9 protein-coding genes, 1 rRNA gene and 1 pseudogene are annotated in these 12,966 nt (G+C 70.8%); 6 read left to right on the forward strand and 5 right to left on the reverse strand.

Features of this window, described 5'->3' with window-relative positions:
- The 3 genes from RM479_RS14680 to RM479_RS14690 all read right to left on the reverse strand — a co-directional run.
- Positions 1 to 708, reverse strand: a 16S ribosomal RNA gene (locus RM479_RS14680); the annotation flags it as partial.
- A 1,076-nt stretch (positions 709 to 1,784) separates the two neighbouring features.
- Positions 1,785 to 2,078 carry a hypothetical protein gene (locus tag RM479_RS14685; protein ID WP_311512297.1) on the reverse strand — a complete coding sequence of 98 codons (294 nt, stop codon included), beginning with the start codon at positions 2,076 to 2,078 and terminating at the stop codon, positions 1,785 to 1,787.
- Positions 2,079 to 2,138: 60 nt separating this feature from the next.
- Complete coding sequence (locus RM479_RS14690) at positions 2,139 to 3,707, reverse strand: molybdopterin-dependent oxidoreductase (RefSeq protein WP_311512298.1); 1,569 nt, start codon at positions 3,705 to 3,707, stop codon at positions 2,139 to 2,141.
- Between the two features lie 137 nt (positions 3,708 to 3,844).
- Between RM479_RS14690 and sigK the strand changes: the two genes are divergently transcribed.
- The 4 genes and pseudogenes from sigK to RM479_RS14710 form a co-directional block, all read left to right on the forward strand.
- A complete protein-coding gene (gene sigK / locus RM479_RS14695) occupies positions 3,845 to 4,480 on the forward strand; it encodes an ECF RNA polymerase sigma factor SigK (RefSeq protein WP_397222205.1) in 636 nt (211 codons plus the stop codon).
- Positions 4,477 to 5,199, forward strand: a complete 723-nt coding sequence (locus tag RM479_RS14700) for an anti-sigma factor (RefSeq protein WP_311512300.1) — start codon at positions 4,477 to 4,479, stop codon at positions 5,197 to 5,199. Before sigK ends, RM479_RS14700 begins: the two co-directional genes overlap by 4 nt.
- A 207-nt stretch (positions 5,200 to 5,406) precedes the next feature.
- Positions 5,407 to 7,026, forward strand: a complete 1,620-nt coding sequence (locus RM479_RS14705; RefSeq protein WP_311512301.1) for an AMP-binding protein — start codon at positions 5,407 to 5,409, stop codon at positions 7,024 to 7,026.
- Positions 7,027 to 7,207: 181 nt separating this feature from the next.
- Positions 7,208 to 7,684 (forward strand): annotated as a pseudogene (locus tag RM479_RS14710) (MarR family winged helix-turn-helix transcriptional regulator); the annotation flags it as partial.
- A gap of 202 nt (positions 7,685 to 7,886) precedes the next feature.
- Here the strand turns inward: RM479_RS14710 and RM479_RS14715 are convergent.
- Positions 7,887 to 9,107: an extracellular catalytic domain type 1 short-chain-length polyhydroxyalkanoate depolymerase gene (locus RM479_RS14715; RefSeq protein ID WP_311512302.1), complete on the reverse strand. Its 1,221-nt coding sequence runs from the start codon at positions 9,105 to 9,107 to the stop codon at positions 7,887 to 7,889.
- 232 nt (positions 9,108 to 9,339) lie between these two features.
- On the opposite strand from RM479_RS14715, the gene RM479_RS14720 reads away from it, so the two are divergent.
- Together RM479_RS14720 and RM479_RS14725 are read left to right on the forward strand one after the other, a co-directional pair.
- Positions 9,340 to 10,167, forward strand: coding sequence for a 3-hydroxybutyrate dehydrogenase (locus tag RM479_RS14720; RefSeq protein ID WP_311512303.1), 828 nt, complete (start codon positions 9,340 to 9,342; stop codon positions 10,165 to 10,167).
- The gene (locus RM479_RS14725) at positions 10,152 to 12,137 is read left to right on the forward strand and encodes a helix-turn-helix domain-containing protein (protein ID WP_311512304.1); all 1,986 of its coding nucleotides are present in this window, start codon (positions 10,152 to 10,154) and stop codon (positions 12,135 to 12,137) included. Before RM479_RS14720 ends, RM479_RS14725 begins: the two co-directional genes overlap by 16 nt.
- On the opposite strand, the gene RM479_RS14730 is transcribed toward RM479_RS14725, so the two are convergent.
- Positions 12,063 to 12,965, reverse strand: coding sequence for an alpha/beta fold hydrolase (locus RM479_RS14730; RefSeq protein WP_311512305.1), 903 nt, complete (start codon positions 12,963 to 12,965; stop codon positions 12,063 to 12,065). The genes RM479_RS14725 and RM479_RS14730 overlap by 75 nt on opposite strands.
- Position 12,966 lies beyond the last annotated feature (1 nt).

Genomic DNA, 12,966 nt, shown 5'->3' on the forward strand with positions numbered 1-12,966 from the left:
CCGGTGTTCCTCCTGATATCTGCGCATTTCACCGCTACACCAGGAATTCCAGTCTCCCCTACCTACCTCTAGCATGCCCGTATCCACTGCAGAACCGGAGTTGAGCCCCGGTCTTTCACAGCGGACGCGACACGCCGCCTACGAGCTCTTTACGCCCAATAATTCCGGACAACGCTCGGACCCTACGTATTACCGCGGCTGCTGGCACGTAGTTAGCCGGTCCTTATTCCCCACCTACCGTCAACCCCACGAGAACGCGGAGCCTGCGTTGGTGGTAAAAGAGGTTTACAACCCGAAGGCCGTCATCCCCCACGCGGCGTCGCTGCGTCAGGCTTTCGCCCATTGCGCAATATTCCCCACTGCTGCCTCCCGCAGGAGTCTGGGCCGTGTCTCAGTCCCAGTGTGGCCGGTCGCCCTCTCAGGCCGGCTACCCGTAATCGCCTTGGTAGGCCTTTACCCCACCAACAAGCTGATAGGCCGCGAGCCCATCCCCGACCGAAAAAACTTTCCACCCCCCACCATGCGGAGGAGGGTCGTATCCGGTATTAGACGGCGTTTCCACCGCTTATCCCGGAGTCAGGGGCAGGTTGCTCACGTGTTACTCACCCGTTCGCCGCTCGTGTACCCCGAAGGGCCTTACCGCTCGACTTGCATGTGTTAAGCACGCCGCCAGCGTTCGTCCTGAGCCAGGATCAAACTCTCCATAAAGGTCGTGCACCGCCACCCTCGACGGGGGCGGAAACCTAGAAGCAATCCCGACTCGACCCTTGCGGGCCGAATCCAAAGGAACCTCGCACACCCGATCGCACTGATCGTGTGTGACGGGGCCAAAACAAACATGGCTTAAAGAAAATCGAACACGCGCTGTTGAGTTCTCAAGAAACAACCGTTCTTCCCGTACAAGCCCCGGACCACAAGGTCCGCTGATGCTCTTCCGTGGAAGACGTTTGCGTTTCCGCTTTGTTGTGTCTTCACTTTATCAGTGTTTCCGTGTCCCGCCAAATCGGCGTTTTCCGGAACCTTCTGAAGTGAAGGGTTTTGCTCCTTTTCGGAGCGACCCGACCGAGTTTACATGGTCGAAGCGGTGCTTCGAAACGGTGAACTTCGGAAGGGAGGTGGCCGCTGATCCCGGTCCGGTTCCGAGTCGGTCCCTCTGCGGGGCCCGCTCGCCGTCCCGTGGCGACTCGGAGAACATTACCCCCCTGCCGGGGCTCCGGCAAACCAGCGCGCCTGTGTCGCCACTCACAGATCGCCGCCCGTGCCCCGCCTTCCCCGTTCGGCCTTCCCGGGCGCCCGCTCGCCCCCGGGCCGCCGCTTCCGTGCCCACCCGCGCCACGAGAGAACCCCCGTGTCGGACCGCCACCTCACGCGCTCCGTGGCCGGGACACGGTGCAAGGAATGGGCGTCCCCCTTCATTTCTCCTCGTCACCGCACGTCAAAGCATGTTCGGAAGCATTCACCCGGAATCCGGGAAGGTTCTGGGGGTCACTCGTGGAATCCCTTTCATCCCATCTCCACGAGATGCGGCGGTACCGGAGGCGTCTCCAGGGACCCGCCGTCAGGGTTCCGCGGTGAGTGCCCGTGTCCGGAGGGCAGCGGACGGGGACCGTCGGCCCGTGCGTTCGGGGTTCGCCGCCCCGTCCAGCGGTCGACGCCGATGCCCCGCCCGCCCCGATCACCGTGACGGGCCGATGATCACCCCGGCCCCGCCGCCGCCGGGAGGAGGCGACGGGGCCGGTTCGGGTTCTCCGAGGGAACCGGTCCGGCCCCCTCGACGGGACCCGTCACATGTCGTCGTCCATGGACTCCTCGGACATGTCGTCCTCCATCGAGTCCTCCTCCATGGAGTCCTCTTCCATGGAGTCCTCCTCCATCGAGTCCTCGGACTCCCCCATCTCCTCGTCCATGGACTCCTCGGACATGTCGTCCTCCATGGGCTCCTCGGACATCTCCTCCGAGTCCACCGTCCCCTCTCCCGGGCCGGCCGTGTTCTCACAGGCGGCCAGGCCGAGAACGGCGGTGAGGCTGATCGCCCCGGCGGCGAGCAGTCTGCGACTCCGGTGCAAGGTCATGGACATGACTTCTCCTTCTCGTTCTCTCTCCGGCCCGCGGTTCGGGCCGGGTGTTCCCGGGGACGGTCAGGCCACGGTGACGGTCACGTGGTGGTGGCCCGTCGCACCGTCGGGTGCGGGCTCCGCCCGGTCGGGGGTCTGTGTGCGTCCTTCGCGGTCGGTGGCGCGGACGGTGAGGAGGTGCTCCCCCGGTTCCGCGTCCCACTCCAGGACCCATTGGCGCCAGGTGTCCGCGCTCCCCTCCGCGGCGAGTTCGGCGTCGGTCCAAGGGCCGTCGTCGATCCGGACCTCCACCCGGTCGACGCCGGTGTGCTGTGCCCAGGCCACGCCCGCGACGACGACCCGTCCCGGTTCGAGGTCGGCCCCCTCGCGCGGGGTGTCGATGCGCGACTGGGTCTTGACCGGGCCGCGTGCCGCCCATCCCCGGGGGACCCAGTAGGCGTCGAAGGCGTCGAAGGTGGTCAGCTCGATGTCGACGATCCACTTGCAGGCCGATACGTAGCCGTAAAGGCCCGGTACCACCATGCGGACGGGGAACCCGTGGTCGTGGGGGAGGGGTCGGCCGTTCATCCCGACGGCGAGGAGGGCGTCCCGGCCGTCCATGACGTCGGCGACCGGTGTGCCGATGGTCATGCCGTCGTCGGAGCGGGACACCAGTTGGTCGGCGGGACCGCCCTCGGCGGGCGAGCGCACCCCGGCCTCGGCGAGCAGGGACGCGAGGGGGACCCCGACCCAGCGGGCGTTGCCGAGGTAGTCGCCGCCCACCGGGTTGGACACGCAGGTGAGGGTGATGTCGCGTTCGCTCAGTTCGGGGTGGCGGAGCAGGTCGTCGTAGGTGAGGACCAGCTCGCGGCGTACGCCCCTGCCGTGAATGCGCAAGGACCATGTGGAGGCGTCGATGCGGGGAACGGAGAGGGCCGTGTCGATGCGGTAGAAATCGGTGTTGGGGGTGAAGTACGGGGACAGACCGTCGAGTTCCAGGTCGACCCCGTCGGGGAGCGCCGCGGCCCGGTCCACGGGGACGGGCAGGCGGACGTCCGCGGGGGAGAGCCCGCCACCGGTCGGGGCGGCGGACAGCAGCCGGGCCCCTGTGCCGACGCCGGCGGAGGCGGCGGCGACCGTCCCGGCCAGGAGCACGAAACGTCGTCGGTCGAAGCCGTCGGCGGGGGTGTCCGATTCGGCGCCCCGGACCCGTGGGAACCGGATCGACAGGACGAGGACTCCGATGAAGGCCGCGGCACCCGCCAGCGTGGGCAGGGCGTCGAGCGGGCCGGCGTCGGGGCGGGTGAGGGCGGCGGTGAGGCCGATGGTGATGAACAGTGCCGTGCCCACCGCGCCGAAGAGACGGCCGCGGGTGGCGGCGACACCGATGAGGGCGGCGGCACCGGCCAGGAGGATCGCGATGCCGCCGATCAGCACGATCTTGTCGGCCGTACCGAAGACGTCGACGGCGAACTGTTTGAGCGGCAGGGGGGTCAGGTCGATGACGCCGGCCCCGACGGCCTGGACCGGTGTGGCGGTGGGACGGGCGAGAAGCGCTCCGACGACCTCGGCCGCGCCCAGGGCGGCGACCGCGGACACGAGTCCGGCGATGGCGGCGGGGCCCGTGGGGATGCGTCGTGGTGTGTCGGTCATGCCCTTCGTTCGGTGCCGGGCCCGGTAGGGCGACCGCACATGAGATAACGAGTAGGTCACGAATTCGGTGTGGAGGTCTCCTCGGTTCCCTCTGAACCGAATCCCGAAGGAGTCGAGGTGGGAAGGCCGGTGGTCCGGTGAGGTGGGTGAGGGCGCAGGTCGCCGGGTCCGGGGGTTTCCCGGACCGGGGGGAGACGCGCGAGAACGGTGGGGACTTCGCGGAGGCGGACCCGTTGGACGGGTTGCTGCGCGACGTCGCCGTCGGTGACCTGTCGGCCTTCGAGGCGGTCTACCGGGAGTTGTCGGGGGCGGTGTTCGGGGTGGCGCGGCGGGTGCTGGTGGATACGGCCCAGGCCGAGGAGGTCTGTCAGGAGGTGTTCCTGGAGGTCTGGCGGACGAGCGCGCGCCATGATCCCTCCCGGGGGAGCGTGTCCGCGTGGGTGACGACCATCGCCCATCGCCGGGCGGTGGACCGGGTCCGCTCCGAGCAGGCGGCGTCGAACCGGTTGTCCGCCCTCGGCCGCCTGGAGTCCGAGGCGACACCGCACGACACGGTCCCCGAACAGGTGGAGCACCGCTTGGAGCGGGAGAAGGTGCGCCGTTGCCTGCGGCGGCTGACCGAGCAGCAGAGAGAGGTCGTTCGGCTCACCTACTACACCGGGTACACGCAGCGGCAGGCCGCGGACCTGTTGCGGGTGCCGTTGACCACGGTCAAGGGCAGACTGCGCGACGGGCTGATCAAGTTGAGGGATTGCCTGGGGGTGATGGTGTGAGAGGGCCCGGAGAACACGGCCTGACCGCGGGCTACGCCGTCGACGCCCTGGAACCCGACGAGGTACGGGCGGCGGAGCGGCATCTCGCGGAGTGCGAGGACTGTCGGCGGGACCTCGCGGAGTTCCGGGAGACGACCGTGCGGTTGGCGCGGGGGGAGGCCACCGAGCCGAGGGAACGGGTCTGGGAATCGATCCTGGTCGAGGCCCGCGGCACACGGCAGTTGCCGCCGGTGCGGTCCCGGCCGGCGGGTCGGTCTCCGCGTTCCCCCTCGGCGGGCCGGTGGTTGCCGTGGAGCCTGGCCGCGGTCCTCGCGCTGTTCTCCGTCGTGCTGACGGGCACCCTGGTGTCCGTCCAGGAGCGACTGGCCGTCCAGGAGGCGCAGAACGCGGAGATGGAGACCCTGCTGGCGGCGGCGGACACCGACAGGTTGGACGCCTCCGTGGGGGAGGGACGGGCGACCCTCTTCGCCTCCTATGACGAGGACGCGGCGATCCTGCTGGTAGAGGGGTTGCCCGAGGCGCCCGCGGACATGACCTACCGCATGTGGTGGGTGGACGGGAACGAGGTTCGGCCGGCCGGGATGCTCAAGCCCTCGGGCGAGGGCCGCTACATGGGCATGGCCGGGGAGATGGGCTCTCCCGAACAGTTGTGGATCTCCCTGGAGCCGCTGGGGGAGGCGGCGGAGCCGAGCGGGGAGGAGTACGTCATCGACATGTGAGGGCCCGGTACGCGGTCGTCCCACACATGTCGAGGAGTCGACAACGCGTCGAAGTGACAATGACCGGCGGGTAACCGCTCACCCCGGTTCCAAGAAACGACGGCGGTCGGTCGCCTACGGTCGCAGTACTTCCGGGTGGTCACGTGGCGAAGGCCGCCCGGTGAGGCGCGGAAGGCTTCGCCCGTCCCCGTACTCCTCGGAGACAGCATGGCTACCGATGGTCCGTCCCGTGTCCGGCACACGTTGGAGGTGGCCCGGGTCCTGGTGCGCGCCGGTGTCCTCGCACCGGGTCGCCCCGACCGGATCGCCCGGCAACTCCGCGCCCTGCGCACCTGGGGCGCGACGATCGCCGGTGGTTACGCGGCAGCCCAGGAGCGGGTGCCGAACGATGTGGCGGTGGTCGACGAGCGAGGGGAGTCCACCTTCGCGGAGATGAACCTGCGCGGCCGGGTGCTGGCCAGGACCCTGCGCGGGTTGGGCGCCGGCCCCGGTGCCAAGGTGGGTCTGCTGTGTCGCAACCACAGCGGGTTCGTGCAGACGATGATCGCGTGCGGTCGGCTGGGCGCGGACACGGTGCTGCTGAACACGGGTCTGTCCGCGCCCCAGTTGGCCGACGTGACGGCGGCGAACGGCATCTCTCTGCTGGTGGCGGACGAGGAGTTCGCCGATCTGTGTGCGGGGGTCCCGGCGGGCATCCCCCGGGTGAGGGCGTGGGGCGACCCCTCCGACCTGTCGTGGGGGAGTGTGTCCCCGGGGCCGGAGTCGGAGGACCCGGCGCCGCCGGAGCGACCGGGCCGGTTGATCGTCCTGACGTCGGGGACGACGGGCACGCCCAAGGGCGCGCGGCGGCCCACGCCGAAGGGTCCGCAGGACGCCGCGTCGGTGTTGTCGCGGATCCCCCTGCGCTCCTCGGATCGGATCCTGGTGTCGGCGCCGGTGTTCCACACCTGGGGGCTGGCGGGTGTGCAGTTGGGCATGTCCATGCGGGCGACTCTGGTGATGCGGCGGGTGTTCGAGCCGGAGGACGTGCTGCGGACCGTGCAGGAGCAGCGGTGCACCGCGCTGTTCGCGGTGCCGGTGATGCTGCGGCGGATCATGGATCTGCCCAGGTCGACGCGGGACTCCTATGACACGTCGTCGTTGCGGATCGTGGCGTGCAGCGGTTCGGCGATGAGTCCGAAACTGATCACCGACTTCATGGACGGGTTCGGTGACGTGCTCTACAACCTGTACGGGTCCACGGAGGTGTCGTGGGCGACCATCGCGACCCCGGAGGACATGCGCAGGTCGCCGACGACGGCGGGGCGACCGCCCCTGGGGACACGGGTGGCGGTGGTGGACGCCGAGGGGGTGGAGTTGCCGCCCGGGAACGAGGGGTCGATCCTCGTCGGCAACGAGATGTTGTTCGACGGGTACACGAACGGTCGGGGCAAGCGGATCGCCAACGGTCTCATGGAGACGGGGGACCGGGGGCACCTCGACGCGGACGGGCTCCTGCACGTGGCGGGCCGGGACGACGACATGATCGTGTCCGGCGGGGAGAACGTGTTCCCCAGGCCGGTGGAGGAGGCGATCATCGCGCTCCCGGGAGTGCGCGAGGTCGTGGTGGCGGGGGTGCCGGACGAGGAGTTCGGTCAGCGCTTCGCGGCGTTCGTGGTGCCGCGTCAGGGTGCGTCGTTGGACCCGAACGAGATCCGGATGCGGGTGCGCGAGGTGTTGGGCCGGTTCTCGGTACCGAGGGACGTGGTCTTCCTGGAGGAGCTGCCGCGCAACGCCACCGGGAAGGTGGTCAAGCGCGGGCTTCCGTTCGACGCTCCGCGTCGGTGACGGGAGGTGGGGACGCCGTCACCGCTCGGGCGGGGACGGCGCCCCGTTCCGCGCGGAGGAGATCCTTTTCCCCGTGAAAAGACTGGAATTCCAACCCTTGGGGAATTGAGTCTCTTTTTGCCTTGCGTGCAAGACAATTGTGTGCTTTGACATCGGGTACGGGGTTACTACCATGTTGCCGATGCCCGACCGATTCCCAGCCCCCACGGGCGATTTCTCCCTTCCTGCCGTCGATGAGCAGATGTGTTTCGCTCTCTACGCGGCGTCCCGTGCCATGACGAACCTGTACCGGCCGCTCCTCGATCCCCTGGGGCTCACCTATCCCCAATATCTCGTGATGATGTTGTTGTGGGAGCGGGGCGAGTGCTCGGTCAAAGAGGTGTGCTCCGCGCTCCAGTTGGACTACGGCACGCTGACGCCCCTGTTGAAGCGGTTGGAGGCGCGCGACCTGATCCACCGGAAGCGGGATACGCGTGACGAACGATCCGTGCTGATCACGCCGACCGAGGCGGGGGCGGCCCTGCGGGAGCTGGTCGAGGGCGTCCCGGAGGCGATCCGGGAGGTCATCGACCTCCCGGAGGAGGAGTTCGAGGCGGCCAGGCTGGCCCTGCGGCGGTTGACCACGAGCGTGCTGGACGGGAAGGCCCGGGTGCCGGAGCGGATCGCGGCGCTGACCCCGAACGGCGCGGTGCAGCGGGGCGGGCCGGAGCCGGAGGTCGAGGACGAGAGGGGTTCATCTCCGTCGTCGTGTCCGTGACGGACACGGTGGCGGGTGGGCCGGGCGCCGCGGGGGTCGTGCCCGGCCCCGGGGACGGGCGGGTCGGGGTTTCCCGGCCCGCCCGCTCCCGTTCCGCCGGCGGTCAGCAGGCGCCGGGGGTGTGGTTCCAGTACCCGGGTGAGGTCTCGGTGATCGAGGTCGTCACGAAGACGTTCCACAGGCCGAGCGGGTCGTCGGAGCCGACCGCGTGGGTCCGGCCGAGGCGCTGGACGGCGCGGCCCGCTTGGACATGGGCGTAATTGGTGGCGCGCACGCACTCACCGGGCCCCTCGGTGGGCTCGTCCGTGGGCTGCGGGTCGGGGTCGCCGCCCTCGCCGCCCAGTCCCCAGAAGTCGACGGTGTACCCGGTGGAACAGATCGCCGTGAGGAAGTAGGCGCCCGCCGCGCCGCAGCCGGCGGCCGGGTCGACGGGGGTGCCGTGTCCCATTCCGGAGACCGTGTAGTGGGCGACCTTCGCGGTGGTGGCGCCGGTGCCGCCGTGATAGGCGGCGGTGGTGGACCCCGGCAGGGACTCGGTGGCGGTGGGGGTGGCGGAGATCCCGTGCACGTTCGTCCACTGGCGGACGCTCCCCGTGCCGTTGGCGGGGACGACGGTGGTGTCGGAGGTGCCGTGCCAGACGGCGACGCGCGGCCAGGGTCCGGACCAGCCGGGGTTCTTGGCCCGCACCTTGTCGCCCCACTGCTGCGGGGTCCGGTTCTTGCCGGGGTTCATGCAGGTGAAGGCGTCCACCATGCTCGTGGCGCAGCCGGTGGGGACGCCCGCGACGATGGCGCCGCCGGCGAACAGGTCGGGGTAGGCCGACAGCACCTCGCTCACCATGGCGCCACCGGCGGACAGCCCGGAGGCGTACACGCGGTCGGCGTCGAGACCGTGGGTGCTCACGGCGTACTCGACCATGGAGCGGACCGATCGGGCCTCGCCGGAGTCGCGGCGCACGTCGGCGGCCTCGAACCAGTTGAAACAGCGGGTGGTGTTGTTGGCGGTCCTCTGTTCGGCGTAGACGAGGGCGAATCCGCCCGCGTCGGCGGCCCCCGCCCAGCCGGAGTGTCCGTGATAGGCGGTGGCGTCCTGGGCGCAGCCGTGGAAGAGCACCACCAGGGGCGCGCCGGCGGGCAATCCGTCGGGGACGTAGGTGTACATCGCCAGGTTGCCGGGGTTGGTCCCGAACGAGGTGACGGGGGCGAGGGTGGCGGCGTGGGCGCGTGGTGCCGGAGCGGTCAGGAGTGCGGCGGCCATGGCGGCGACGGCGGCCAGGGCGATGATGAGGGGGATCCGTGTTCGGGGCGGGGCGGCGGAGTCCATGGGGGTTGCCTCCAGGCGATCCAGGTGAGCGGGGGTTCGGCCGAACCGTTGCCAGGACGGTAACGTCGATGTGACGCGCACAACATGTAGATGAGACCCCGATCACACACCTTCGTCCCGTGCGAACCCCACAGGGGACGGCACGGACATGGTCGAGATCCACATGCCCGAGCCGAACGGTGTGTCCGTGCGTCCTATCCCCCGTTCGCGCGGGCGGGCCTACGTTGCTGCCATGACGACGCACGAGTTCCCGGCGGGTACGGCGCGCCACGCCCCCCGGCCCCCCTCCCCCCGCCTCGGCGAACACACCACCCGGGTCGACCTGACCGGCAGGAGCGCCTTCGTCTCCGGTGCCGCGAGCGGTATCGGCCGGGCCTGCGCCCTGCGGTTGGCCGACGCCGGCGCCGCCGTTCGCCTGGTCGACGTGGACGCCGCGGCCCTCACGGAACTCGCCGACCGGGGGGTGGGCGAGGCCGTCGTGCTGGATCTGACCGACCTGGACGCCGCGGAGGAGGCGGCCCGGGGCGCCGACATCGTCGTGAACAACGCGGGCGTGCAGACGGTCGCGCCCGTGCAGGACTTCCCTCCCGAGCGTTTCTCCCTCATCCTTCGTCTCATGGTCGAGTCGCCGTTCCGGGTGGTGCGCGGCGCCCTGCCGCACATGTACGAACGGGGATGGGGGCGGGTCGTCAACATCTCCTCCGTGCACGGGCTGCGCGCCTCGGCCTACAAGTCGGCGTACGTGACGGCCAAGCACGGGCTGGAGGGGTTCTCGAAGGTGGTGGCCCTGGAGGGCGCCGCACACGGGGTCACCTCCAACTGTGTGAACCCCGGCTATGTGCGCACGGCGCTGGTGGAGAAGCAGATCGCCGACCAGGCGGCGGCGCACGGGATCCCCGAGGAGCGGGTGGTGTCGGAGGTGCTGCTGGCGCGGACCCCGCTGAAGCGTTTGATCGAACCCGAGGAGGTGGCCGAACTGGTCGCCTACCTGTGCGGTGACGACGCGTCGTTCGTCAACGGCGCGTCGTTGCCCGTGGACGGAGCATGGAGCGCGAGCTGAACACGACCCCTTCCCGCCCCGAGGACGACCCGACGGGCGTCGCCGGGCAGGCCCTGTTCCTGGACCTGTTGCTGCGCGACGCCCCGGCGGTGGAGTACGAACGCCCGGTGTTGCGGGCGCGGGCCGGGGGCGCGGACCCGGAGACGGTGGCCGCGTTGGAGGCGGCCAAGCTGACGGCGTTGCGGGTGAGGTCGGTGATGCGCGACCACCGGCGCCGGGAGTCGGAGTTGAGCGCGCTCTTCGAGACCGCCAACGATCTGGCGGGGATGCGCAGCCTGGACCGCGTGCTGCGGGCGATCGTGGAGCGGGCGCGCAACCTGTTGGGCACCGACGTCGCCTACCTGACGTTGAGCGATCCGGAGGCGGGCGGGACCGTGATGCGGGTGACGTCGGGATCGGTGTCGGCGTCGTTCCAGCAGCTGCGGTTGGGGCCGGGCAAGGGCCTGGGCGGGCTGGTGGCCAAGACGGCGTTGCCGTACGTCACCTCCAACTACTTCGCCGATCCCCGGTTCGCGCACGCGGAGAACATCGATCACGCGGTGCGCGAGGAGGGTCTGGTGGCCATTCTGGGCGTGCCGTTGAAGATGAACGGCCGTGACGTGGGGGTGCTGTTCGCGGCGAACCGGCGCGAGCGTCCCTTCGCGCATTCGGAGGTGGCGTTGTTGTCGTCGCTCGCGACGCACGCGGCGATCGCGATCGACAGCGCCAACCTCATCGACGACACCCGGCGGGCCCTGGACGAGCTGCACACGCTCAACGAGCGGTTGCAGCGGCACACGGCCTCGGTGGAGCGCTCGGCGGCGGCCCACGACCGTTTGACGGATCTGGTGCTGCGCGGCGGCGGGGTGCGGGAGGTCGCGGCGGCGGTCGCCGAGGTGCTGGGCGGTTCGGTCACGGTGCACGACGTGACCACCGACGTGACGATCACGGCGACGCCCGAGGGCACGGTGACCGGGCGGGCGCATCCGCGGGATCGGGACGAGGCGGTCGAGGAGGCGGTGGGGGAGGCGCTGACGAGCGGACGCGCGGCGCGCGCGGGGGACGCCTGGGTGGCGTCGGCGGCGGCCGGGAGCGAGCCGCTCGGAACGCTGGTGCTGCGCGGCGTGGAGCTCGACGAGACCGATCAGCGGGTGCTGGAGCGGGCGGCGATGGTGACCGCCCTGCTGCTGTTGATCCGGCGGTCGGTGAGCGAGACCGAGCACCGGGTGCGCGGTGACCTGCTCAACGAGCTGTTGGAGACGCCGGCCCGCGAGCCGGGTTCCCTGCGGGAGCGGGCGGCGTTGCTGCACGCCGACCTGGACGCCCCGCACGTGCTGGTGGTGGCCGAGGCGCCGGGCGCCGACCCCGGCCGGTTGCGGTCGGCGGCCACGCACGTGGCGGAGACGACGGGCGGGTTGGCGGGGAGCCGGGCGGGCCGACTGGTGCTGGCGTTGCCGGGGACCGATCCGAAGCGGGTGGGGCGGCGGGTGGCCGAGGAACTGGCCCTGGCCGCCGGGGGCGTGCCGGTGACGGTGGGTCTGGCCGGACCGACGGGTGGACCGGAGCAGTTCCGGTCGGCTTTCTCGGAGGGGGCCCGGTGCGTGCAGACGTTGCGGGCGTTGGGGCGGGAGGGCGACCTGGCGACGGCCGAGGACCTGGGGTTCTCGGGGTTGCTGCTGGGCCGGGACCGGGACGTCCCGGGGTTCGTGCGAGGCACCCTGGGTCCGTTGCTGGAGTACGACGAACGGCGCGGGACGCTGCTGGTGGAGACGCTGCGCGCCTATTTCGCGGCCGGGGGCAACCTGTCCAGGGCCCGGACGGCGCTGCACATCCACGTGAACACGGTGGCGCAGCGCCTGGAGCGGATCGGCCGGCTCCTCGGGGAGGACTGGCAGCACCCCGACCGCGCGCTGGAGCTACAACTGGCCCTGCACCTGCACGGTCTCCTGGACAAGGGTGTGGATCTGCTCGGCGACCAGCACGGCGGTTGAGGAGAACAGCGGCGTGTAGTGGTTGTCGTCGGGGAGTTCGAGGGCGGACACGGAGGCGGGCAGGCCGGCGAGGCGTTCGGGCGTGTACAGCCCGGGCGCCTCGTCACCGAGTCCGCGCGCCGCCCACAGCAGGCGGGCGGGGACCGGCAGTCGGTGGACGGCCCCGAGGGTCTCCTCGTCGGCGAGGACCTGTGCGCCGTCGACGCGCACCGCCGTCTCGTCGCAGGAGGAGCGCAGGCCGGGGGCCTCGCCCGTGAGGTCGCGCATGACGTGGTCGTCGGCCCAGGTGTTCCACCGGCCGGCGAACGCGGGGTGGCGTCGCCAGAAGGCGCGGTAGTCGTCGGGGGAGGCGAAGGTCATCCGCAGGCGGGTCATGGCGGGGCCGAGCACGGTGTCGATGTCGGTGCCGGGAGGGATCGGCAGTCCGTGTCCGCCGTCGACGAGCAGCAGCCCGGCGATCCGGTCGGGGTGGCGGACGGCGGCCAGGCAGGAGACGAAGGCGCCCATGGAGTGGCCGACCAGGACGGTGCGCTCCACTCCGAGGTGGTCCAGGACGGCGAGGAGGTCGTCGACGTGGACGGCCAGTCCGTACGGTCCGGGCAGGCCGCCGCTGACCCCTCGTCCGCGCAGGTCGGGGGCGTGCAGGGCGGGACCGCCGCGGACCGCGAGCGCGGCTGCGACGCGGGCGAAGGAGTGGCCGTTGGCGGTGATGCCGTGGACGGCCAGCACGGGGGCGCCGGGGCCGTCACCCCACCGGGTGACGGCCAGACCGCCCCCGGCGACGGGGACGGTGTACTCGTCCGCGTCGACCGGGGTGATGTCGTTCATG

It is taken from the genome of Nocardiopsis lambiniae (assembly GCF_031845465.1).
GTDB classification, from domain to species: domain Bacteria; phylum Actinomycetota; class Actinomycetes; order Streptosporangiales; family Streptosporangiaceae; genus Nocardiopsis; species Nocardiopsis lambiniae.